The 22903-nt window shown below is 73.1% G+C and carries 23 protein-coding genes and 2 pseudogenes; 18 read left to right on the top strand and 7 right to left on the bottom strand.

Translation table 11 applies throughout. The annotated features are described in order from the left end of the window. Nucleotides 1-134: 134 nt before the first annotated feature. On the top strand, nucleotides 135-914 hold the full coding sequence (locus tag AB0946_RS34990; protein ID WP_366764722.1) for an alpha/beta fold hydrolase: 780 nt from the start codon (nucleotides 135-137) through the stop codon (nucleotides 912-914). A gap of 72 nt (nucleotides 915-986) precedes the next feature. Here AB0946_RS34990 and AB0946_RS34985 read toward each other — a convergent pair whose 3' ends face one another. Together AB0946_RS34985 and AB0946_RS34980 are read right to left on the bottom strand one after the other, a co-directional pair. Further along, nucleotides 987-1487: a peptidylprolyl isomerase gene (locus AB0946_RS34985; protein ID WP_366764721.1), complete on the bottom strand. Its 501-nt coding sequence runs from the start codon at nucleotides 1485-1487 to the stop codon at nucleotides 987-989. 121 nt (nucleotides 1488-1608) lie between these two features. Beyond that, entirely contained in the window at nucleotides 1609-2682 is a 1074-nt protein-coding gene (locus AB0946_RS34980) for an NAD(+)/NADH kinase (protein ID WP_366764720.1), read from the bottom strand. Nucleotides 2683-3065: 383 nt separating this feature from the next. Here AB0946_RS34980 and AB0946_RS34975 point away from each other — a divergent pair, with 383 nt between their 5' ends. Beyond that, the gene (locus AB0946_RS34975; protein WP_366764719.1) at nucleotides 3066-3647 is read left to right on the top strand and encodes a DUF4232 domain-containing protein; all 582 of its coding nucleotides are present in this window, start codon (nucleotides 3066-3068) and stop codon (nucleotides 3645-3647) included. Here the strand turns inward: AB0946_RS34975 and AB0946_RS34970 are convergent. Beyond that, on the bottom strand, nucleotides 3610-4572 hold the full coding sequence (locus tag AB0946_RS34970) for an alpha/beta hydrolase (protein ID WP_366764718.1): 963 nt from the start codon (nucleotides 4570-4572) through the stop codon (nucleotides 3610-3612). The two genes, AB0946_RS34975 and AB0946_RS34970, sit on opposite strands and share 38 nt — an antisense overlap. On the opposite strand from AB0946_RS34970, the gene AB0946_RS34965 reads away from it, so the two are divergent. Both AB0946_RS34965 and AB0946_RS34960 read left to right on the top strand, forming a co-directional pair. After that, a complete protein-coding gene (locus tag AB0946_RS34965; RefSeq protein WP_366764762.1) occupies nucleotides 4479-4862 on the top strand; it encodes a helix-turn-helix domain-containing protein in 384 nt (127 codons plus the stop codon). The two genes, AB0946_RS34970 and AB0946_RS34965, sit on opposite strands and share 94 nt — an antisense overlap. 139 nt (nucleotides 4863-5001) lie before the next feature. Further along, nucleotides 5002-7005 (top strand): sigma-70 family RNA polymerase sigma factor, encoded by a 2004-nt coding sequence (locus tag AB0946_RS34960; RefSeq protein WP_366764717.1) that lies wholly within the window; start codon nucleotides 5002-5004, stop codon nucleotides 7003-7005. A 90-nt stretch (nucleotides 7006-7095) separates the two neighbouring features. Here AB0946_RS34960 and AB0946_RS34955 read toward each other — a convergent pair whose 3' ends face one another. Further along, a complete protein-coding gene (locus AB0946_RS34955; protein WP_366764716.1) occupies nucleotides 7096-7953 on the bottom strand; it encodes a CAP domain-containing protein in 858 nt (285 codons plus the stop codon). A gap of 518 nt (nucleotides 7954-8471) precedes the next feature. After that, entirely contained in the window at nucleotides 8472-8666 is a 195-nt protein-coding gene (locus tag AB0946_RS34950; protein ID WP_366752867.1) for a DUF2795 domain-containing protein, read from the bottom strand. A gap of 182 nt (nucleotides 8667-8848) precedes the next feature. Between AB0946_RS34950 and AB0946_RS34945 the strand changes: the two genes are divergently transcribed. The 5 genes from AB0946_RS34945 to pqqB all read left to right on the top strand — a co-directional run bounded on the left by AB0946_RS34945 (nucleotide 8849) and on the right by pqqB (nucleotide 13051). Next, entirely contained in the window at nucleotides 8849-9004 is a 156-nt protein-coding gene (locus AB0946_RS34945) for a hypothetical protein (protein ID WP_366764715.1), read from the top strand. 9 nt (nucleotides 9005-9013) lie between these two features. After that, nucleotides 9014-9337: a DUF2795 domain-containing protein gene (locus tag AB0946_RS34940; protein WP_366764714.1), complete on the top strand. Its 324-nt coding sequence runs from the start codon at nucleotides 9014-9016 to the stop codon at nucleotides 9335-9337. Nucleotides 9338-9425: 88 nt separating this feature from the next. Next, nucleotides 9426-10979, top strand: a complete 1554-nt coding sequence (locus tag AB0946_RS34935; protein WP_366764713.1) for a cytosine permease — start codon at nucleotides 9426-9428, stop codon at nucleotides 10977-10979. A 597-nt stretch (nucleotides 10980-11576) separates the two neighbouring features. After that, entirely contained in the window at nucleotides 11577-11975 is a 399-nt protein-coding gene (locus tag AB0946_RS34930) for an SseB family protein (protein WP_366764711.1), read from the top strand. A gap of 179 nt (nucleotides 11976-12154) precedes the next feature. Next, complete coding sequence (gene pqqB, locus AB0946_RS34925; RefSeq protein ID WP_366764710.1) at nucleotides 12155-13051, top strand: pyrroloquinoline quinone biosynthesis protein PqqB; 897 nt, start codon at nucleotides 12155-12157, stop codon at nucleotides 13049-13051. 76 nt (nucleotides 13052-13127) lie between these two features. On the opposite strand, the gene AB0946_RS34920 is transcribed toward pqqB, so the two are convergent. Continuing rightward, on the bottom strand, nucleotides 13128-13562 hold the full coding sequence (locus AB0946_RS34920; RefSeq protein ID WP_366764709.1) for a MarR family transcriptional regulator: 435 nt from the start codon (nucleotides 13560-13562) through the stop codon (nucleotides 13128-13130). A gap of 74 nt (nucleotides 13563-13636) precedes the next feature. Further along, nucleotides 13637-13987: a VOC family protein gene (locus AB0946_RS34915; RefSeq protein WP_366752873.1), complete on the bottom strand. Its 351-nt coding sequence runs from the start codon at nucleotides 13985-13987 to the stop codon at nucleotides 13637-13639. A gap of 301 nt (nucleotides 13988-14288) precedes the next feature. On the opposite strand from AB0946_RS34915, the pseudogene AB0946_RS34910 reads away from it, so the two are divergent. From AB0946_RS34910 to aspA, 9 genes and pseudogenes are all read left to right on the top strand, one after another. After that, nucleotides 14289-14476 (top strand): annotated as a pseudogene (locus AB0946_RS34910) (hypothetical protein); the annotation flags it as partial. A 10-nt stretch (nucleotides 14477-14486) separates the two neighbouring features. Beyond that, nucleotides 14487-15074 (top strand): annotated as a pseudogene (locus tag AB0946_RS34905) (glycosyl hydrolase 53 family protein); the annotation flags it as partial. A 187-nt stretch (nucleotides 15075-15261) separates the two neighbouring features. Next, entirely contained in the window at nucleotides 15262-15549 is a 288-nt protein-coding gene (locus AB0946_RS34900; RefSeq protein WP_366764708.1) for a helix-turn-helix domain-containing protein, read from the top strand. Nucleotides 15550-15603: 54 nt separating this feature from the next. After that, nucleotides 15604-16563, top strand: a complete 960-nt coding sequence (locus AB0946_RS34895) for an SMP-30/gluconolactonase/LRE family protein (RefSeq protein ID WP_366764707.1) — start codon at nucleotides 15604-15606, stop codon at nucleotides 16561-16563. A 602-nt stretch (nucleotides 16564-17165) separates the two neighbouring features. Then, nucleotides 17166-18002: an undecaprenyl-diphosphate phosphatase gene (locus AB0946_RS34890; RefSeq protein ID WP_366764706.1), complete on the top strand. Its 837-nt coding sequence runs from the start codon at nucleotides 17166-17168 to the stop codon at nucleotides 18000-18002. Between the two features lie 131 nt (nucleotides 18003-18133). Next, the gene (locus AB0946_RS34885; protein WP_366764705.1) at nucleotides 18134-18865 is read left to right on the top strand and encodes a FadR/GntR family transcriptional regulator; all 732 of its coding nucleotides are present in this window, start codon (nucleotides 18134-18136) and stop codon (nucleotides 18863-18865) included. Next, on the top strand, nucleotides 18862-20301 hold the full coding sequence (locus tag AB0946_RS34880) for an amino acid permease (RefSeq protein WP_366764704.1): 1440 nt from the start codon (nucleotides 18862-18864) through the stop codon (nucleotides 20299-20301). The genes AB0946_RS34885 and AB0946_RS34880 overlap by 4 nt, the downstream gene beginning before the upstream one ends. A 41-nt stretch (nucleotides 20302-20342) precedes the next feature. Further along, complete coding sequence (locus AB0946_RS34875) at nucleotides 20343-21359, top strand: asparaginase (RefSeq protein WP_366764761.1); 1017 nt, start codon at nucleotides 20343-20345, stop codon at nucleotides 21357-21359. A gap of 114 nt (nucleotides 21360-21473) precedes the next feature. Next, a complete protein-coding gene (aspA, locus tag AB0946_RS34870; protein WP_366764703.1) occupies nucleotides 21474-22886 on the top strand; it encodes an aspartate ammonia-lyase in 1413 nt (470 codons plus the stop codon). Nucleotides 22887-22903 lie beyond the last annotated feature (17 nt).

Below are 22903 nucleotides of genomic sequence, written 5' to 3'. Positions count from 1 at the left end.
ATCCTCCGTAGACTCACTGTCCATCTCTGGAACGGGAGTCTAAGGAGGTGGATGTGGCGGGTCAACCGTGATCGCTCGTGATCGGATGGAGAGGCCGAGGACGGCACCAGCTTCCGTTCCACCGAGGGGGATACATGACCGACCGGTACGGCGCGGCACACCGGTTGTGGCTGCGCAGCTTCCACCAGGCGGCACCGGGCGCGCCCAGGCTGCTCTGCCTGCCGCACGCCGGCGGCTCCGCGAGCTTCTACTTCCCCGTCTCCAAGGCGCTGTCGCCCGCGGTCGACGTGCTCGCGGCGCAGTACCCCGGCCGGCAGGACCGCCTCGCGGAAACCCCGGCGCGGTCCGTGCAGGAACTCGCCGAAGGGGTGTTCCGCGCGCTGGGCGAGGGGGACGGCACGCCTCTGGCGCTGTTCGGGCACAGCATGGGCGCCCTGGTCGGCTTCGAGCTGGCCCGGCTGCTGGAGGCGGCCGGGCGGCCTCCCGCGGTGGTCTTCCTCTCCGGCCGCCGGGGCCCGTCCCTGCACCGGACCGAGACCGTCCACGAGGGCGGCGACGCACGGCTGATCGAGGAGGTCGGCAGGCTCGACGGCACCGACACCGCCCTGTTCGAGGACAAGGAGCTGCTGGAGATGATCCTGCCCGCGCTGCGGGCCGACTACCGCGCGGTGGAGACCTACCGGCGCGCCCCCGGACCGCGGCTGCACTGCCCCTTCGTCGTGCTGACCGGCGACGCCGACCCCCGCGTGACCCCCGAGGAGGCCCGGGCCTGGGACCAGGAGACCGACGGCCCGTTCGAGCTGCACGTGTACCCCGGCGGCCACTTCTACCTGACGCCGCAGCAGCAGGCCGTGGTGGCCCGGATCGAGGCGACGCTGCGGCGGCTCGGTCCCGGCGGCGGAGCGGTGTCCTGATCCCGCGGCCGTAGGCACCGAGGGGCGCGGGGCGGTACCGGTGGGCCGGCGCCGCCCCGCGGCGGGTGTGCGTCAGCCGAGTACCTTGGCGGACTCGATGACCACGGGTTCGGTGGGGACGTCCTGGTGGCCGTGGCGGCTGCCCGTCTTCACCGCCTTGATGGAGTCGACGACGTCCCGGCCCTCGGTGACCTTGCCGAACACCGCGTAGCCCCATCCTGCCGGGCTCTTCGCCGAGTAGTCGAGGAAGGCGTTGTCCGACACGTTGATGAAGAACTGCGCCGTCGCGGAATGCGGGTCGTTCGTCCGCGCCATCGCCACGGTGTAGTTGTCGTTCTTCAGTCCGTTGTCGGCCTCGTTCTGAACGGGCGCCCGGGTGGGCTTCTGGTCCATGTCCGGAGTGAAGCCGCCGCCCTGGATCATGAAGCCGTTGATCACCCGGTGGAAGATCGTGCCATCGTAGTGGCCGGCCCGCACGTACGACAGGAAGTTCTCGACGGTCCTGGGCGCCTCGGCGTCGTTCAGTTCCAGCACGATCCGGCCGACGTTGGTGTTCAGCTCGACTGTCGACATCGGACATCTCCTTGTTCCGGCGGGGCCTGCCCCCGTTCACGCTACGGAATACACGACCACGGGGCACCCGGACGCGCCGCAGCACCCCGTGGTGCGCACGGCCATCCGTCCGGGTCATGTCTCAGGACAGCCGGGGTGTGTCCCCAGGGGCCGGAGGCAGGGCCAGGTGGGCCAGATCGCCCGGCCGCGGACTCGTCACCGGCCACAGCGGAGCGGCCTTCCCGTCGGCGAGCGCGGCCGGCGCGTCGGTGAGGTTCATGCGCTGACGCAGCCGCCCGTAGAAGTCCATCGGACCGAGCCGGACCGCCTTGAGCCGGCGTGGGGCGGCGTACACGCCGATCCAGTCGCCGGGGCTCAGCACCCCGCGCAACTGGCCGTCGATGCTGACCGCGGCCTGGCCCGACCGTTCCAGCACCCGCAGCGCGATGGGCTCGTCCGGTGCGGCCACCACCGACCGGTTGAACACCATGTGCGGTGCGACCGGGGTGAACACCAGCGCGTCCGCCCGCGGTGACACCACCGGACCGCCCGCCGCGAAGCTGTAGGCCGTGGACCCGGTGGGCGTGGCCACCAGCAGGGCGTCGGCCGAGTAGGAGGCGAGCAGCCGGCCCGCCAGATAGACCCCGACCGACACCTGCCGGTCCCGGGCCAGCTTCTCCAGGACCACGTCGTTCAGCGCGGTGACGTGCAGGGCGACACCCCAGTCGTCGCCCGCCTCGCACTCCCCGCGCACCTGCGGCGGGGGCAGCAGCGGCCCCCGCCCGTACCGCAGCAGCGTCTCCATCTGCGCCGGCACCTCCAGCCGGCACGACGCCCGCATGGTCAGGAGCATCCGGCTCTCGACGTTGATCCGCTCCTCCTGTACCGCGTCCAGCGCCTCCCGCACCGCCGTGGCGGGGACCTCCGTGAGGAAGCCGACCCGGCCGAGGTCGACACCGAGCACCAGGGCGTCGTTCTCGGCCGCGAGCCGCGCCCCGCGCAGGAACGTGCCGTCACCGCCCAGGGTGACGATCAGGTCGGGGTCGCCCGCACTGTCGACCTCCTCGCGGGCGCTGTGCCGCGCGCCCTCCTGCCACACGTCGATGTCCACGCATCCCACCGCGTGCTCGTCGCACCACGCGCGCACGGCCCGCGCGGCGGTATCCGCCTCGGGGCGTCCGCCGTGCACGACCAGGCCGACACGGTTCACCGTCATATCCGCCCACCGCCTCCCAGCCGGTTGCTGCCGGGCGCCATCTCACCGCGGACCGCGCCGGCCCGGCGGACGCCACGCCGCCGGAGCCGGCCCACGCCCGTCCGCGCCCGTCCGGCGCCGGTCCCGCGTCCGGCCTTCCGTGTACCTCCTGAGCCGTCCGTGTACCTCCTCCGGTTTCCGCGTACCCCGTGACTTTCCGTGCGTGCCCTGACTGTCCGTGCGCTGCCCGTGCACTCATGCCACAGGTGTCACCCGCGACACAGGGGGGAACCCGGTGTCCGGCGTCCGTCCGTGCCGACGAGCCCGGCGCCGCGTTCTCACCGGTGGGCACGGGGCCCCGGCGGACGCCCCGACCGCGTACCGAGGACAACCGGGGACATGCCATGCGCGACCGACACAGCACCCGCGTCACCGCGGCGGCTCTGGCCGCCGTCGCCGCGACCCTGTCACCGGCGGCCGCCCGGACGGCGGGCGCCGCCTCGGCGGAGGCGGCCCCGACCGGCACGGCCCCCGCTTCGAGGGCGCCGGCCTGCACACCCGAGTCGCTGGAGGCCGCCGCGTACCGGGCCGCCCACCGGCCCCCGGGCACGGGCACCGGGGCGGCTGTCGTCCAGTTCACCAACGTCTCCGGGCGGGCGTGCGTGGTGCGGGGCCACCCGACGGTGGCCGTGGCCGGCAACGGCTCACCGGACCGCAACCTCCCGCTGCACGTGACCCGCACGGGGGTCGCGGCCCCGGTGCGGGTCGCGCCGGGCGGCACGGCCTGGGTGAAGCTGACCTTCGTCCAGGTGCAGGGCGAGGCGGACGGGTACTGCGTCTCCGGCGCCACGCCCGCCGTCTTCCCGACGCTGGTGGTCGGCCTGCCCGGCGCCGGGAAGCACCAAGTCGCCCTCGTGGACGGCGAGATCGCCGAGTGCGACAACAAGGTCACGGTGACGGCGGTGTCGGCGACGCGCCCCTCCTGAGCCCGCTCTCGCCGGCCGGCCGGCCGTAGGGCCCCTCGTCCGCGCCGAGGAACGGTTCCAACAGGCCCAGCAGCGCGTCCGGGCGGTCCAGCGGGATGATGTGGCCGCAGTCCGGGATCACGTGTCCGGCCACCCGGTCGGCGTACGGCCGCAGTTGCCGTTCCAGCGCGCGGCCCACCGGGTGGGCGCCGATCGTCAGCGCGGGCACGGTGAGGCGTGCGCCGGCCACGGCCTCCCGGATCTGCCGCGCGCCGGCGGGGAGCGCCCGGTACGCGCCGAACGCGGCACGCAGCGCCCCGGTACCGGTGTACGCGCGGACGAACTCCGCCCGGACGTCCGGCGGCACGCCCCGGCCGAGCGTGCCGCGGTCCAGGAACCAGCCGATGTACGCCTCCTCGTGCCCGGCGAGCACGGTCTCCGCCAGGCCGGGCTCCGCGTGGAAGCCGAACCACCAGGGCGGACCGCCGGCGAGGAAATCCTCGGCGCCCGGCAGGTCGCCCAGCACCGACTCCATCACCACCAGCCGCCGTACCAGTCCGGGCCGCCGCATGGCCAGCAGGAAGGCGGGCGGCGTGCCCAGGTCGATGCCGACCACGGCGGCCGGACCGGCGCCGAGCGCCTCCAGCAGGCCCGCGGCGTCGGCGGCGAGCGTCCCTGCGTCGTATCCGCCGGTGGGTCGCTCGCTGTCGCCGAACCCCCGCAGGTCCGGCGCGATCACCCGGTGCCGGCGGGCCAGCGGGCCGATGACCCCGGACCACAGCCGCCAGGTGTGCGGGAAGCCGTGCAGCAGCAGGACGGCCGGACCCTGACGCGACCGCCCCGCGCGGCGACCTGTTCGATCCCGCGTGCCCGACCCGTCGACTGCTCGACCGCATCGGTACGAAATGGACGTCGATGGCGGTGAAGGTGCTGGCGGAGGCGGCACCGGGGGAGGTGCGCTTCGCCGAACTGCTGCGCCGGATGCCCGGCGTCTCCCAGAAGATGCTGTCCGTGACCCTGCGGAACCTGGTGCGGGACGGTCTGGTCGCACGCAGGGTGGAACCCACCGTGCCGCCCGGCGTGCACTACCGGCTCACCGAACTCGGACTGTCCCTCGAGACCGTGCTCGCCGCCGTCCGGAACTGGGCCGAGGAGCACATGGCGGAGGTCGACCGCGCGAACGAACTGACCGACGCTCAGGAAGCGTGGACCGGGCCGGGGTCCGCCGCGATGTGATCTCCTCCCTTGCGGCCGCAGCGCCGCTCCTGTGAGTCTCCCGTCGAACGATTCTCCGAAGAACTGTTATCGGCACCGCACCGAGTGGTCTCCCGGGTAACGGACAGCATCGTTCGGCGTCGAGGACAGGGAAGCTCTGATGAGGACACAGCACACGGTGGATCCGGCGGCACTGGTGAACGCCGCCCGAGCGGGGGACCCGGCGGCCCAGGACGCCCTGGTCAGCGCCTACCTGCCGCTGGTGTACAACATCGTGGGGCGCGCCCTGAACGGTTCCGTCGACGTCGACGACGTGGTCCAGGAGACCATGCTCCGGGCCCTCGGCTCGCTCGGCGACCTGCGGAACCCGGAGAGCTTCCGCTCCTGGATCGTGGCCATCGCGATGAACCGGGTCCGGGCGCACTGGCATGACCGCCGGCTCGCCCCGGACGCCGTGGAGGAGAGCGGCGACGTCGCCGACCCCGGCGCCGACTTCGTCGGCCTGACCATCGTCCGCCTCCAGTTGTCCGGCCAGCGCCAGGAGACCGCGCGGGCCACGCGCTGGCTGGAGCCGGACGACCGGGAGGTGCTCTCGCTGTGGTGGCTGGAGTGCGCCGGTGAGCTGACCCGGGCGGAGGTCGCCGCCGCCCTCGAGGTGTCCCCGCAGCACACGGCGGTACGGGTGCAGCGGATGAAGGCGCGGCTGGAGGCGGCCCGGGTGGTGGTACGGGCGCTGGACACGCGGCCCGCCTGCGAGGAACTGCGCGCCGTGCTGGCCTCCTGGGACGGTCTGCCCTCCGCCCTGTGGCGCAAGCGAATAGCCCGGCACGCCCGCGCGTGCACGCGCTGCGGCGGTCTGTGGAGCGGCCTGCTGCCGGCGGAGGGGCTGCTGGCCGGACTGGCGCTGGTCGCGGTGTCGTCGACGCTCCTCGCGACGACGCGCTCGGCGACGGCCACCCTGACCGCGCCCACCGCGGCCGCCTCCCAGCCGGCCCACGGGGGGCTGGGCACGAACGCGGGTGCCGGCGGGCCGGGTCACGGCACCACCGGGTCGGACGGGGGCGCGGCCGGATGGGCTGAGGGGGCGACGGGATCGGGTGACGGCACCGCCGGGGCGGGGCATGGCGCCCTGGGGCCGGACCAGGGTGCCTTCGGGCCGGACCACGGGGCAGTTGCCTCGGGTCACGGGGCCTTCGGGCCGCCGGATTGCGGAGCCTTTGGCTCCGCCGGCGGGCCCTCGGAATCCGGTCACGGACCCACAGGGCCGGACCACCCCACCGCCACCGGGTCGGAGCCGGGTGCGGTCCAGGCGGACGCCGGCGGCAGCGGAGGGGGCGTCGGCGGCAGCGACCCCGCCGCCCCGGTCGGACTCCGGGGGGCCTCCCGTCGTCGTACGAGCGGGCGCGGCGAGGCGCGGCGACGGCGGCGGGCCCGGCGCCGGGCCGTCGGGGGCGCCGTGGTGGCCGCCTGTGTGGCGGGCGGCGGCATCTGGTACTTCGGTACCGGTTCCGGACCGGCGGACACCAGGCAGGCGACCGCCGCGCAGACCCCCGGTGCCCCCGCCGTGGACCTCGCGGAACCCGCGGAACCCAGCGCCGTCGCGACCTCCCCGTCGCCCTCGGCGTCCGCGTCGCCGTCCCCCTCCCCATCCGCGAAGAAGAAGAAGCCGGGTGCCTCCAAGAGCCCCCGTCCCACGCGGGAGAGCATCACGCCCCGGGCCGAGCCGGCCGCGCCCTCGACTCCGCGTGCCTCCCGTGCCCCGCAGGCACAGCCGGCGCCCGCCGGCACGGTGGCCCAGGTGGTCGCGCTCGTGAACAAGGAGCGCGCGGCCGCCGGCTGCGGCCCGGTCACCGAGGACCCCCAACTGGACAAGGCCGCCCAGGGCCACTCCGACGACATGGCCGCCCGCGGCTTCTTCGACCACACCGATCCGGACGGAGCCGGCCCCGGCGAGCGCATCACCGCGGCGGGCTACCGCTGGTCCACGTACGGAGAGAACATCGCGAAGGGCCAGCAGACCCCGCAGGCGGTGATGGACTCCTGGATGAACAGTCCGGGCCACCGCGCCAACATCCTCAACTGCGCGTTCAAGAACATCGGCGTGGGCGTCCACGACGGCTCGGGCGGCCCCTGGTGGACCCAGGCATTCGGCGCCAGGCTCTGAGCCCCGGGGTGTGCCGCCCGGTCTCCCCTGGCGCCGGCCTCGGCACGCCGGCCGCCGACGGTCAGCGGGCCGGGACCGGCGGGCCGACGGTCAGCGGGAGGTGCCGAAGTCCTGGGTCCAGTAGCTGCCGGGCTGCGCGAGACCGACGCCGATCTCCTTGAAGCCGCAGTTGAGGATGTTGGCCCGGTGCCCCGGGCTGGACATCCAGCCGTCCATGACCTGCTGCGCCGTGCTGTAGCCGTAGGCGACGTTCTCGCCGTAGCTGCTCCAGGTGTACCCGGCTCGCGTGATGCGGTCGCCCGGGGACGAGCCGTCGGAGCCGGTGTGCGACATGTTCCGGTGGGCCGCCATGTCGTCGCTGTGGGCCTGCGCGGCCTTGGTCAGCGTCGAGTTGGGGGTCAGGGGCTGGCAACCGGCCTTGGCGCGCTCGGCGTTCACGAGCCGCACGATCTCCGCGGTGACGCCGGACGCCGTGGCGGTGGGCGCGGGGCTGCTCGGGGCGGCGGGGGCCGCGGAAGCGGGGGCGGTCGGGGTCGCGGCGGGAGCGGGGGCGGTCGCCGCGGGGGCGGCGGGAGCGCTGGGCGCGGCGGTCCGCCAGATCTTGTGGGCCGAGACCTTCTTCTTGTGCGGCGGCGCGTGCTTCTTGGCGTGCCAGGGCGTGCTCGGCCGGGTCTTCGCACGCGCCGTGGCCCGGGCCGCGGACGGCGCGCTGGTCTCCGGGGCTGTGGTCTGCGGCGCTCCGGTGGCGTACACGTTGCTGTCGTGATCTCCGGACGCGCTCTGCCACTGCCGCACGGGTGCGCTCGTCGCGGTGGTCTGCGCCGGGCCGTCCGTGCCGGACGGCCACTCGGAACAGGCCAGGGCGACGGATGGCACGCCCACGGCGCCGATGGCGGCGGCAGTGACGACTATTCGCCGGTAGTGCTTGGTCTTGCGGTGCTGGCCCATACGTCAACCTCACTCGGTGATCGCGGAGCGCTCATTCTCAAGACGGCGTCACACCGAGTGCAAAGGGCCCTTCTACTATCGTGTCTCGTAGGCTGAAGCGGCCCTTGTCAGACGGGCCGAGAGATGCCGACTTCGCGACCGCGACGTTTGCGCGGCGCTGTCGGGCCGTCAGAAGCGCACAGTCGACGGGGGATGCGGCGACGCGTCGAGCGGTGCGCGCGCCATCGCTCGGTCCATCGCGCATGCCCACGGCAAGCCGGACAAATCCCATATGTCGCGGGAGCCCCGGCTACTATCCGTCCCGCCTAGTCGACGACCCGCCTGTGATGGATGTCACTTCAGGCCGGGTCGTCGTGTCGTGAAGGCGAAGGGGGGCGTGACGGAGACGAGCCGTTGTGCGGGGTCGGGCGCGGGCGTCGCGCCGTCGCTGGTCGCGCACCGGCCGCGTGGGCACAGCGACGGCGCGCGGCGGCCGGAGGAGAAGTCTCCGGCCGCCGCGCACCCGTGTCCGGTCGCCGTCACTCGTTCTGGAAGACGGCCTTGCTGACCTCGGCGGGGTTCTCGAACTCCTTCTTCCCGAGGTGGGAGATCCGTTCGGTGATCTCCTTGGGCGCGTGGTTGTTCTCGGCGACCTTCCGAAGCTGGTCGGAAGTGGCCGGGTAATCCGCGCCCGACAGGGCTTTCTGCAGGTCAGGTGGGGTGATACCCGCCATGGCTCCTCCAGGCGGTGAGTTGGTTCAGGATCATCGGGCCGGCGCCGCATGCTGCACCGGACTGGTCAGGTACCCATCCGGCGGAAGCGGATTCAGAGATTCCGCGGGTGATGGGTCCGGCGGCGTACGGGTACCCGGGGCGCCGGAATGGCCCGCACGCGTGAGAGGACCAAGGACATCCGATGAGCGAGAACACCCCTTCCCAGGCCGAGGGTGAACCGGAGCCGGGCGCCCCCGAGGCCGGACAGCCGCCCCGCACCACTCCGTCACAGGCGGAAGGAGCGGACCCCGAGGACGAGGAGAGGGACGGGGTCACGGATGAGAGCGACGACGCGTAGGGAGGCGTCATGAGCATGGCACACACCAGTGTTCCCGAGGTGCTGGACGCGCTGAAGGACGTGACCTACCCGGCCGACAAGGAACGGCTGGTCTCGGCCGCGCGGCAGGCGGGAGCCTCCGAGGAGGTCGTCAAGGCCCTGCGCGGCATCCCCGCCGAGGAGTACACCAACCGCGCGGACGTGGCGAGGTCGGTCCGGGTGGACCCGGACTCGGACCTCGGCATCAACGCCACCCAGCGGGCGGAACAGGCACGGCAGGGCGGCAAGCCGGGACTCTCCCAGCACTTGCGGGAGGAGCCGAAGACCCCGATCCAGGAGGAGTTCGACCGCTGACCGGTCGAACCTGGCTTGCCCCGACGCCCCCGAGGGCACACCTAGCGTGATCGAAAACGTCCGGACAGGCAGGGCAGGTGGCTCGGCGATGACGCATCCGCACGACCCTCTCGACGGCGGAGCCACCGGCCCCCTGGACGCAGGAGCCGACGGCCCCCTGGACGGCCGAGCCACCAGCCGTCCCCTCCAGGTGGAGACGCACGGGCTCGACGTGATCGCGGACTCGGAGCGCCGGGGCGTCCCGCGCTCCCTGTTCTGGCCCTGGTTCGGGGCCAACGTGTCCGTCCTGGGACTCAGCTACGGAGCGTTCGCGTTCGGCTTCGGCATCTCCTTCTGGCAGGCCCTCGTCTCCGGCGTGCTCGGCATCGCCGTCTCGTTCCTGCTCTGCGGCTTCATCGCGGTCGCCGGGAAACGCGGCTCGGCCCCCACCATGGTGCTCAGCCGGGCCGCCTACGGCGTGCGCGGCAACCGGCTGCCGTCGGTCATCTCCTGGACGCTGACCGTCGGCTGGGAAACCGTCCTCACCGCGCTCGCCACGCTGGCGACCGCGACCGTCTTCGACAGCCTGGGCTGGGGCGGCGGCACCGAGACCAAGGCGGTCGCCCTCATGGTGGTGGCCGCGCTGACCGTGGTCGGCGGCGTCATGGGCTTCGACCTGATCATGCGGCTGCAGACCTGGATCACCGTAATCACCGGCGTGCTCACGGTCGTCTACGTCATCCTGGTCGCCGACCACATCCACTGGAGCACCGTCGGCGCCATCCCGGCGGGCTCGGCGCAGCAGTTCATCGGCGCGCTGGTGTTCATGATGACCGGCTTCGGTCTCGGCTGGGTCAACGCAGCCGCCGACTACTCCCGCTATCTGCCCCGCGACTCCTCCAGCCGGGGCGTGATCGGCTGGACCGCCTTCGGAGGCTCCCTGGCCCCGCTCGTCCTGCTGGTCTTCGGCCTGCTGCTGGCCGGTTCCTCCGCGGAGCTGAGCAAGGCCATCGCGGCCGACCCGATCGGGGCGCTGGCGACGCTCCTGCCGACCTGGTTCCTGGTGCCGTTCGCCGTGGTCGCGGTCCTCGGCCTGGTCGGCGGCGCCGTCCTCGACATCTACTCCTCCGGCCTGGCCCTGCTCTCCGCCGGCCTGCGGGTGCCCCGCTATCTGGCCGCGCTCTTCGACGGTGTGCTGATGATCGCCGGCGCGATCTACATCGTGTTCTTCGCCGGCACCTTCCTCGGCCAGTTCAAAGGAATCCTCACCACCCTCGGCGTGCCCATCGCGGCCTGGGCCGGCATCATGCTCGCCGACCTGGCCCTGCGCCGCCGCGACTACGACGACGGCGACCTGTTCCGCCCGCACGGCCGCTACGGCGACGCCCCCCTCCGCCCGCTGGTCCTCACCCTCGCCGCCACGGCCGTCGGCTGGGGCCTGGTCACCAACAGCGCCGCGGACTGGCTGACCTGGCAGGGCTACCTGCTGGAGCCGTTCGGTCTCGGTGGCAGGACCGGCGCCTGGGCCTACGCCAACCTGGGCGTCCTCGCAGCCCTGGCCGTCGCCTTCCTCGGCACACTGCTCCTGGGCCGGGCCCGGATCCGCTCCCAGGAGGCCCGGGAACCGAGCCCGGCGCTCGACGAAGGGGTGCTGAACACGTGAGCGCGGCACACCCCGGCGCCCTGGCCGCCCGCCAACGTCCCGGCCGTCTCGCCGTCAGTGACACGCGGCGCGTCTTCGCCGACTCGCGGACCACCTCGTGGACGCCACCCCCTTCGGCAGGCGGACGCCCGCGATCTCGCCGTCCGGACCGGCCCGGACGGCCGTGACCGGCGTCAGTGCCGACTGCCGCGTGCTCTCACCCGCCCTCGCCGCCGCGGACGCTGGCCGTGGCGGACGTCCGCGCCGGCGTGGACGACGACGCCTGCGGCAAGGCCCTGCGGCCACGGCGCCGTACCGGCACCTGCCCGCGGAGGCCGGGCCGTGACCGGCGTCCCGCCCGGACACCGGCAGGTGAACGGCTGCTCCGCGAGCACCCGGGCGGGCGCTCCTCCGCATCGGTCAGGAGCCCCTTCGTACGGGCTCTGCGGCGCTCACCTGGCCGTTCCGCGCCCGTCGCCCGCTCCACCGCCCCGTCACCGGACCTCCCGCCGATCCCCACGCATGGCGGGGACCCCACCGGGTACGCGAGGCGGGAGCCCGACCGGGCGGCAGTCCGCCCGGACGGCCCGTACGACCGCCGCTACCTGGGGACCAGCCATGGAGACACCCGCACACGACACCCAGCCGACGCCGGCCCAGCAGGCACTGGACGCGCTGGCCGAGAACGCCGAGGACCAGGCCGCCCTGGACACCCTCGCCCACAGCGACGTGCTCGTCCCCGTACCGGACGACGCGGTGGACGGAGAGGGCGCCGACGCCTCGACGGTGGCGCTGCCCGTCCTGGAACAGCCCGGGGGCGACCCGGTCGTCCCGGTGTTCACCACGGAGGGCGAGATGGCCGAGCTGCTGCCGTTCGTCTCGCGCTACCGGCTGATCCCGCTCGGCGCGCTCGCCGCCCAGTGGCCCGAAGGGGACCTCTCCCTGGCCATCGACGGCAGTTCCGCGCACGGGCTGACCCTCACCTCACAAGGAGTGCGCACCCTGCTGGTCCGGTGATCCGGCGCTTCTGAGGGGCGCGGAAGCCCGGCTCACGTCGACGCACCGGGCGCCCCGGGCGCGCGTACCCGGGCGTCCGGGTCCAGGACGGCCGGAAGTGCTCCCCGGCGCCGGTGGTCACCGGCCTTCCCGCGGGAAGATCCCAACGGGAGACGAGTCGGGCGAGCGCGAAGGAGCCGATGGTCGTGAAGGTCGTCCTGCTGGGCACTGCCGCCGGGGGCGGCTTCCCGCAGTGGAACTGCGCCTGCGCGCTCTGCGCCGCAGCCCGGGACGGCCGTCTGCCCTCCCGCACACAGGAGTGCGCCGCCGTCACCGGCAACGGCCGCGACTGGTGGCTGCTGAACGCGTCCCCCGACCTGCGGACGCAGCTCGCCGCCACCCGAGCCCTGTGGCCGGGCCCCGGGCCACGCGACACCCCCTTGCGCGGAGTGCTGCTCACCGACGCCGAGGCCGACCATGTGACCGGCCTGGCCGAGCTGCGCGGGGCGCCGGACCTGAAGATCTACGCCGCGCCCCCGGTCCGCGCCGCCCTCGCCCCCGCCCGCGCAGCGCTGGACCGCTACGCCCCCTGGGAGTGGGCCGACAGCCTGGCCGCCGGCGGCTTCGTGCTGGCCGGGGGACTGGTGGTGACCGCCCACCAGACCGGGGTGAAGGTCCCGAAGTTCGTACCGGACCGGACGTCCACGACACCGGGGCCCTGGGTGACGGCGTACCGCGTCGAGGACCTGGCCACCGGGGGAGTTCTGGTGTACGCGCCCTGCGTCGGCGCCTGGAGTCCCGTCCTGGACGGGCTGTGCGCCGAGGCCGACTGCGTACTGCTGGACGGCACCTTCTTCGCGGCCGACGAGATGGGCACCGCGGTGCGCTCCGGCGCCGGTCAGGCCGCCATGGGCCACCTGCCGGTCACCGGCCCGCGAGGCTCCCTGGCCGCCCTGGCCCGGCATCCCGGCGCGCGCCGGATCTACACCCACCTCAACAACACCAACCCGCTCCTCGACCCGGCCTCACCCGCACGCGCGCGCGTGGCCGAGTACGGTGCCGAGATCCTGCCGGACGGGGCGGAGCTGGTGCTCTAGGGACTTTCGTTCGGATCAGGCCGGATCAGGGCGCGGTGCCAGGGCCCGCGGCCCGGCATGATCCGCATGAGAGGTCCTAGACGGCCGGTTCCCCGGAGTGGGCCACGCGCGGCCGGCCTTCCTGCCCGGCCAGCATCCGCCGCAGCACCGTCCGCTGCACCGGCAGCACCTCGGCGTGCAGCGCCCGGCCCTTCGGGGTGAGCGCCACCCACACCCCGCGCCGGTCCTCCGCGCACACCGAGCGCTCCACCAGGCCGTCCTTCTCCAGCCGGCCGATGAGCCGGGACAGCGCGCTCTGGCTGAGGTGCACCCGGCCGACCAGGTTCTGCACCCGGCACTGGTCACCCTCCCGGGGCGACTGCGCCGCCAGGATGTCCAGCACCTCGAAGTCGCTGGCGCCCAGACCGTGCGGATGCAGGGCGCGGTCGATCTCGCACATCGTGCGCGCGTGCACCGCGAGGATGTCCCGCCAGCGTTCTTCGAGCCGTGTCTCGGCCGTCGTGCCTGCCATACCCGCACGGTAGCACCGATCCGGCCAATCGTTGAGTGTGCAACTAGTGCTCGGAGCGGAGGGCCGCGGCGATGTCAGGCCGCCGGGTCCTGGAGCAGCCCCACGAGGTTGCCGTCGGGGTCCTTCACGAAGGCGATCAGCCGGCCGCCGCCGACGTCCTGCGCGTCCTGGAGCAGTTCGGCGCCCGCCGCCAGCAGCGCCGCGAGCCGCTCCCGCAGATCCGTCACGTGCCAGTACGGCACCGGCCCGGTCATGCCCTTGGCGTGCCCGTTCGGGTCCAGGCCGACGTCCTGGCCGGCGGCCTTGTAGCCGACGTAGTACGGCTCGTCCGCGTACGGCTCGACACCGAGCAGCGCGCCGAACACGGCCTTGGCGCGGTCCAGGTCCTTCACGGGGTAGATGATCGTCTGCAGGCCGGCGGTCATGGTGGTCACTCCTTCGCGATGCGGGACCCGGCGGTTCCCCGCCGGTGCTCCCACGTTAGGACCGGAGCGCCCGCCGCGGCTTCTCCGATCCTGACCGCTTCGGGCGGTCCCCGCCGGGACGCCGTACGGCGACCCGGGAGCCGTACCGGAGTAGCCGTACTCGTGCCGGGGAGCCGCACGCACCCGGGACTGCCGACATGAGGCCACTGTCCAGCACAACCACCCGTGCCCCGCGCGGCTCGCCCGCGTCGGCAGCCGCACGGTGCCGCTCGCCCTGTGCGCGTTGCTCCTGGGGCGCGACACCGACACCCGCGTCCGGCGTGAGGTGGTCGAACTCAACTGGGCGCCTCCATCCGCGCGTTGGGAGAGATCCGGGGGAGTCGCACCGAGGCCGACGCGGCCAAGCTGTGGGACTGGCAGTCCTGGTGGGCGCAGAACCTGGCCAGGCGCCCCAGCGAGGACCAGGACACGCGCGAGCGCGCCGACTCCTCTACGAGGCACGGACAACTGGAGCCGGCTCGCCGGGTTGATCAACTCCGGTTATGACGCCGTCAAGGCGGTCGACCCGTCCACCATGGTCGCGCTGCACCTGGCCAAGGGCGGGGACAAGGCCGGCACCGAGTGGTGGTTCGACAACGCGGTAGCGAACGGCGTCAGGTTCGACGCGACCGGCCTGTCGTACTACGGCCACTGGCACGGCCCGCTGTCGGACTTCCAGAGCACGCTGGACGACGCGGCCTCCCGCTACGGCAAGCCGGTGTTCGTCGCCGAGACGGCCTCCCCCTTCCGGCTGGACAGCGACGACGCGCTCACCAACCAGATCGACAGCACCGGCGAACTGGTCCCCGGCTACCCGGCGACCGTGGCCGGCCAGACCAAGTGGATGAACGACGTGGCGAGCATCGTGGAGGCCGTTCCCAACGGCCGTGGTCTGGGCGTCTTCTGCTGGGAGGCGACCTGGACCGCCGTCACCGGAAACGGCTGGGACCCCGCGGACGCCGGCTCCGGCAACGGCTGGGAGAACCAGGCCCTGTTCGGTTACGACGACAAGGCGCTGTCCTCCATGACGTGGTTCGGCCACCGCTGAGCCGTCCGTGAACGCGTCGGCCGCGCGCGGCGGCCGGGCCCTCGCCATCCGGGGCGGCGGGAACCCTCCCCGGTCGTACGGCCGTTCGGTACCGGACAACGGCCGCCGAGTCCCGGACGTGCCCGCGTCGCCCGCGCCACAGTGGGAAGACTGCGTACGAGGAGGCCGGGGACGGGAGGGCGGACGGATGACGGGGACTCCCTCGGGCCGGATGCGGCAGACCATCCTGGAGTGGCTCAAGGACCCGCCGGCCCACTTCCCGGCCCCGCGCCGCCGCGATCTCGCCGAGACCGGCGTCACCGCGCGGGCCGTCGCCGCCAAGCTGGGCGTGCCCCGCCGGACCGCACTCGCCCACCTCGAGTTCCTCACCCGCCTCGGCGTCCTGCGCACCCGCCGGATCCACGGCCGCACGCACTACCGGCGCGACGAGGTCCGCATCGCCGAGGTGGCCCGGATGTTCGAAAAGGGCTGGTGACGAGGACGGTCACGGGGCGGCTGCCGACAGGGGCACGGACGGAAGGGACCGCACATGGACCTATCGACGGCACTCGTACCGCTCCACTACGTCTCCCTGCGCGCCCGTGGCCCGGAGGACGTCGTCGCCGATCCGCACGGGCGGGTGCTGACCGGCGTGGAGGACGGGCGCATCCTGCGCGTCCACCACCCCGGCGACCCGCGCGAGGCCCGCACCGAGGTGCTGGCCGAGACCGGCGGCCGTCCCCTCGGGCTCGAACTCCTGCCGGACGGCGACCTCGTGGTGTGCGACGCCGAACGCGGCCTGCTGCGCGTCGGCCCGCACGACGGCACCGTCCGCGTCCTCGCGGACGCGGTGGCGGGGGAGCGCCTCCGGTTCTGCAGCAACGCCGTCGCCGTGCCCGACGGCACCGTGTACTTCACCGTCTCCAGCCGCCGCCACCCGCTGCGCCGGTGGATCGGTGACATCGTCGAACACACCGGCACCGGCCGTCTGCTCCGGCTCGCCCCCGGCGACCGGGAACCCGAAGTCCTGCTGGAGGGGCTTCAGTTCGCCAACGGGCTCGCTCTCAGCGCCGACGGCTCCTTCCTGGTGATCGCCGAGACCGGTTCCTGCCGGCTCACCCGCTGCCGGCTCACCGGCCCCCGCGCCGGACACGCCGAACCCTTCGCCGAGCTCCCGGGGATGCCGGACAACCTCTGGCGCGAGGGTCCCGACGGTCCGCTCTGGGTCGCCCTGGCCAGCCCCCGTGTCCCCCCGCTCGACGTGTTGCACCGCACCCCGCCGGCCGTCCGCCGCGCCGCCGCACGGGCCGCCGTCCACGCGCCGTACCGCCCGAGCGGGACCGTCGGCGTCGTCGCCGTCGACGACCGGGGCCGGACCGTGCACCGCCTGACCCGCCGGCGCTCCGGGTTCCGCATGGTCACCAGCGTGTGCGCCGTCGGTGACCACCTGGTGCTCGGCAGCCTCTGGGAGTCCGGTATGGCGGTCTGCACCCGGCCCGCCGCCCGCTGAGGCGCCGGTACGCTGATCCGGGCCTTGACCGCCCGTCGAGGCGGGGGCCGGACAGGAGACGTACCGGCATGACCCTCCCGGAGACCGGGATCCACGGCGTGGGGCCCAGGCCACGGCGGCGGTCTCGTGGCGTCGCGGGAGCCCGTCGCGGCGGTCGGCGGCGCGCCCGGTGCGGCGGCCCGCTCCGCACCCGGGAGCCCCCGGCCTCCGCCCGCCCCGGCCGGCGCACCGGACAACACGCTGGACAAAACGGACAGTAGAGGTAAGAAGTCGTTGTGAACCGGCCGCTCGTCCTCACCGGAGCCCTCGTCGGCGCACCCTCGCGCCCCCGCTCCGGCCATGCACTGCGGGCCTGCCACGACCCGGTCTTCCGGCGGGGCGCCCTCGTCGCCCGGCCCTCCCCCCCGCGAGAGGCCGCGGCCGACCGGGCCCGGCCCGGACCTCTACGCTGCCCTGGACGTCGCGGCGAGCGAGCCGGCGGGTCCCGCCGCGGCCTCCGCCGGGGTCCGGGCCGCGCGGCGCCCCGGGCGCTTGCCGTACGGCCGGGCGCAGCAAGTACTGTCTACAGCAATGTCGACCAACTCTCCTCAGAACTGGATCCCATGAGCGCCATCTCCGTCGGTCAGGCCGTCGTCCTCGGAGTAGTCGAGGGGGTGACCGAGTTCCTCCCCGTGTCCTCCACCGGCCACCTGAAGATCGCCGAGGGGCTCATGAACATCCCCGTCGACGACAAGTCCGTCGTCGGCTTCTCCGCCGTCATCCAGGTCGGCGCCATCGCCGCCGTGCTCGTGTACTTCTTCAAGGACATCAAGCGGATCGTCACCGCCTGGTTCCGCGGTCTGACCCACCGCGAGGAGCGCTACCACCACGACTACAAGTTCGCCTGGTGGGTCATCGCCGCGACCATCCCGATCGTGGTGGTGGGCCTGGCGGCGAAGCCGCTGATCGACGGCCCGCTCGCCTCGCTGTGGGTGGTCGCCGGGTCGCTGATCGTCGGCTCGGGCGTGATGTGGGCGGCCGACCAGATGGGCCGGCACAAGCGCGGGGAGGACGACACGTCCTTCAAGGACGCCATGTGGGTCGGCTGCTCCCAGATCCTCGCCCTGCTCTTCCCCGGCTTCTCCCGCTCCGGCGCCACCATGTCCACCGCGCTCATCCTGGACCTGGACCGCGTCGCCGCCACCCGGCTCTCCTTCTTCCTCGGCATCCCGGCCCTGACCGGCGCGGGCCTGTACGAGCTGAAGGACGCCCTCGGCGCGGGGGTCGGCGCCGCTCCGCTGGCCGTCGGCACGATCGTCTCGTTCGTGGTCGCCTACGCCTCCATCGCCTGGCTGCTGAAGTTCGTCGCCAAGCACTCCTTCAACGCCTTCGTGATCTACCGGATCGTCATCGGCGTCGGTCTCCTCGGCCTGCTGGCCACCGGCGTGCTCAGCAGCTGAGCCCGGCGGCCGGGCGAACGCCGCTGATCACCCACGGGGTGCGGATGCCTGCATTCAGGCGCCGCGCCCCGTGAATGTCTCCTTACGCGATGCCTTGACAGCCCCGGCACGCACCCCGCAGGATCGCTCCCGTGAACCTGTCAGACAGCCAGACAGGTGGAGCGGCCCCGCGGCGCGTCAGCGCCATGGAAGCGGTGCTCGCCCACCTCCGCGACGCCATCGAGCGCGGCCGGTACGCCATCGGCGACAAGCTCCCCTCCGAGGCCGAGCTCTGCCGCACGCTGGAGGTGTCCCGGCCCGTGCTGCGCGAGGCGCTGCGCGCGCTCCAGACGATGGGCCTCACCGTGTCCCGGACCGGCAAGGGCACCTTCGTCGTCGCGAACACGGTGGAGGACCCCACCTTCGGCGACTACGCCGCCAGCGACCTGCTCGAAGTGCGCCGTCACATCGAGATCCCGGTCGCCGGGTACGCGGCCGTGCGCCGCACCCCGGAGAACCTGGACCACCTGGCCCACCTGCTCGACCGCATGGAGCGGGAGACGGACACCACCGCCTGGGTCGCGATGGACACGCTCTTCCACCTCGCCGTGGCCGAGGCCGCGCAGAACCCGGTCTTCCGCCGGGTCATCGAGGAGATCCGCGACGCACTGGCGCGCCAGTCGGCCTTCCTCAACGAGCTGGGCGGGCGCCGCGAGCAGTCCAACCGCGAGCACCGGGCGATCGTCGAGGCGCTGACCGACGGTTCCGAGCACGACGCCGTGGAGGCCATGAGCCACCACCTGGACCGCGTCGAGACGACCCTCACCGACATCGTGCGTCCCCAGCGGACGGACCCCCCTACGGAAGGCGGACCCGAGGCGTGAGCGAGCAGCACCTCGAAGACGAGACGCGCCCCTCGTCCGGCCATGTCGACGCCGGAGACGCCGGCTACAGCAAAGGTCTCAAGCACCGGCACGTCAACATGATCGCCATCGGCGGTGCCATAGGCACCGGCCTCTTCCTCGGCGCGGGCGGCCGGCTCGCCGACGCCGGCCCCTCCCTCTTCATCGCGTACGCCGTCTGCGGCGTCTTCGCCTTCCTGGTCGTCCGGGCCCTGGGCGAACTCGTCCTGTACCGCCCGTCCTCCGGTGCCTTCGTGTCGTACGCCCGTGAGTTCCTGGGCGAGAAGGGCGCGTACACCGCGGGCTGGATGTACTTCCTGAACTGGGCGACCACCGGTATCGCCGACATCACGGCGGTCGCGACCTACACCCACTACTGGGGCATGTTCTCGGACATCCCGCAGTGGTTGATCGCATTGATCGCCCTCGCGGTCGTGTTGACCGTCAATCTGATCTCGGTCAAGATCTTCGGCGAGCTGGAGTTCTGGTTCGCGATCGTCAAGGTCGGCGCGCTCGTCGTGTTCATGTGCATCGGCATCTTCCTGCTGGTCACCCAGCACCCCGTCGACGGCCGGCACCCCGGGCCGTCCCTGATCACCGACAACGGCGGCGTCTTCCCCAACGGCCTGCTGCCCATGCTGCTGATCATCCAGGGCGTCGTCTTCGCCTACGCCTCCGTCGAGCTGGTCGGCGTCGCCGCCGGCGAGACCGAGAGCCCCGAGAAGATCATGCCCAAGGCGATCAACTCGATCATGTGGCGCGTGGGCCTGTTCTACGTCGGCTCGGTCGTCCTGCTCTCGATGCTGCTCCCCTGGAACAAGTACTCCGCCGGGCAGAGCCCCTTCGTCACGGTCCTGTCCCACATCGGCGTCCCGGCGGCCGGCGGCGTGATGAACCTCGTCGTCCTGACCGCCGCCATGTCGTCGCTGAACTCCGGCCTGTACTCCACCGGCCGCATCCTGCGCTCCATGGCGATGAGCGGCTCGGCCCCGCGGTTCACCGGGCGGATGAGCCGCAGCCAGGTGCCGTACGGCGGGATCCTGCTCACCAGCGGCATCTGCGTCCTCGGCGTGGGCCTGAACTACGTCGTCCCCTCCGACGCGTTCGAGATCGTCCTCAACTTCGCGGCGATCGGCATCCTCGCGACCTGGGGCATGATCATGCTCTGTCACCTGTTGTTCTGGCGGAAGACCCGCGACGGCGAGCTGACCCGGCCGTCGTACCGTCTGCCGGGCTCCCCCTGGACCGAACTCGTGACGCTGGCGTTCCTCGCCACCGTCCTGGTCCTCATGTACGCCGACGGCGGCGCCGGACGCACCACCGTGCTCTGTCTGCCGCTGATCGTCGCCGCACTGGTCGCGGGCTGGTACGCCGTCCGCGCCCGTATGACCCGCACCTCCACCGGCGCCGACGCGTGACCCGCGTACCGGCCGGCCCCGACCCCGAGATCCAGGCAGTGATGCACAGCAGTTCCCCCACCGACGCCCCCGTCGTCCGCGAACCCCTCCACGCCCCCGTCGCCCACCTCGTCCGCGGCGGGGTCGTCGAGGGCGTCCACTACGGCTCCGTCGTCGTCCTCGGCGCCGACGGCCAGGTGCGCCTCCAGCTCGGTGACATCGAGGCGGCCTTCTACCCGCGCTCCGCGCTCAAGCCCGTCCAGGCCGTGGCCATGCTGCGGGCCGGGCTGCCGCTCGACGGCGAACTGCTGTCGCTGGCCGCCGCGAGCCACTCCGGCGAGGAACGCCACCTCGCCGGCACCCGGCGCATCCTCGAACTCGCCGGACTCGGCGAGGACGACCTGCGCAACGTGCCCGACATGCCGTTCGACCCGGTCGTCCGGGACGCCTGGGTCCGGGAGGGCCGGCCGCCCTCCCGGCTCGCCCAGAACTGCTCCGGCAAGCACGCCGCCATGCTGTGGACCGCGAAGCTCAACGGCTGGTCCCTGGACGACTACCTCGCCCCGGAGCACCCGCTCCAGCAGGCCGTCGCCGCGACCGTCGAGGAGCTGACCGGCCAGCGCGTCGCCCGGGTCACCGTCGACGGCTGTGGCGCGCCGCTGTTCGCCGTCTCCCTGCACGGACTCGCCCGCGCCCTCGCCCGGATCACCTCCGCCGCGCCCGGCACGCCCGAGGCCCGGGTCGCCGACGCGATGCGCGAGCACGCCGAGATGGCCTCCGGCTCGGGACGTGACGTGGCCGCGCTGATGCGGGCCGTGCCGGGGCTGCTGGCCAAGGACGGCTTCGAGGGCGTGCAGGTCGCCGCGCTGCCGGACGGCCGGGCCGTGGCGGTGAAGATCGCCGACGGCGCGAACCGGGCGCGGATCCCGGTCGCCGCGGCGGCGCTCGCCCGCGCGGGCGTCGACCCCGCCCTGCTCACCGAGTTCGCGGGGGAGCCGCTGCTCGGGGGCGGAAAGCCGGTGGGACGCGTGCGGGCCGTGCCCGCGCTGGACCCCGTTCCGCTCACCGCCTGCGCGTAGCCGAGCTGATCGGCCGTCGTGGATCCGCGGGTCCGTGGTGGCCGATCGCGCAGTTCCCCGCGCCCCCTTCAGGGCGCTCTGACCTCCGTACCCCAGGAAGAGGACCGTACCCTCATGACCGCCGCCACCCGCAGCGAACACGATCTGCTCGGGGACCGCGATGTGCCCGCCGACGCCTACTGGGGTGTCCACACCCTGCGCGCCACGGAGAACTTCCCCATCACCGGCACGCCGATCTCCGCCTACCCGCACCTGATCGACGCCCTGGCCGCGGTGAAGGAGGCCGCCGCCCTCGCCAACGAGGAACTCGGGCTGCTGGAGCCCCGCAAGGCGGCCGCGATCGTCGCCGCCTGCCGGGAGATCCGGGCCGGGAAGCTGCACGACCAGTTCGTCGTGGACGTCATCCAGGGCGGAGCCGGCACGTCCACGAACATGAACGCCAACGAGGTCGTGGCGAACCGCGCGCTGGAACTGCTCGGCCACGCCAAGGGGCAGTACGCGCATCTGCACCCCAACGAGGACGTCAACCTCGGCCAGTCCACCAATGACGTCTACCCGACGGCCGTCAAGGTGGCGACGGTCTTCGCGGTACGCGGACTGCTCAAGGCGATGTCCGTACTCCAGGACGCGTTCGCGCGCAAGGCCGTCGAGTTCCGTGACGTGCTCAAGATGGGCCGTACCCAGTTGCAGGACGCGGTACCGATGACGCTCGGTCAGGAGTTCTCCGCGTTCGCCGTCATGATCGAGGAGGACCGCAGCCGTCTCGCCGAGGCCGTCGAGCTGATCCACGAGATCAACCTCGGTGCCACGGCCATCGGCACCGGCCTCAACGCTCCCGCCGGCTACGCCGAGGCGGCCCGCCGTCACCTGTCCGCCATCACCGGCCTGCCGCTGGTGACGGCGGCCAACCTGGTGGAGGCCACGCAGGACTGCGGCGCCTTCGTCCAGATGTCCGGCGTCCTCAAGCGCATCGCGGTCAAGCTCTCCAAGAGCTGCAACGACCTGCGGCTGCTGTCCTCCGGTCCGCGCGCGGGTCTCGGAGAGATCAACCTGCCGCCGGTGCAGGCCGGTTCGTCGATCATGCCGGGCAAGGTCAACCCGGTCATCCCCGAGGTGGTCAACCAGGTCGCCTTCGAGGTGATCGGCAACGACGTCGCCATCACCATGGCCGCGGAGGCGGGGCAGCTCCAGCTCAACGCGTTCGAGCCGATCATCCTGCACTCCCTGTCGGAGTCCGTCACGCACCTGCGGACGGCCTGCCTGACGCTGGCCGAGCGCTGTGTGTCCGGCATCACCGCCAACACCGAGCGGCTGCGCGCCACCGTCGAGAACTCCATCGGCCTGGTCACCGCGCTCAACCCGCACATCGGCTACACCGCCGCCACCGACATCGCCAAGGAGGCCCTCGCGACGGGCCGTGGCGTGGCCGAACTGGTCCTGGAGAAGGGCCTGCTGCCCGCCGAACAGCTCACGGGACTCCTGCGGCCGGAGGTGCTCGCGGGCAGCGGAACCCCGCCGGCGGTCTGACCCCGCGGCACCCGCGT

The organism is Streptomyces sp. NPDC046870 (genome assembly GCF_040704595.1).
Lineage (GTDB): Bacteria > Actinomycetota > Actinomycetes > Streptomycetales > Streptomycetaceae > Streptomyces > Streptomyces argyrophylli.
Note: the sequence above shows the minus strand (reverse complement) of the source record. Positions and strands in the feature narration are given on the sequence as shown.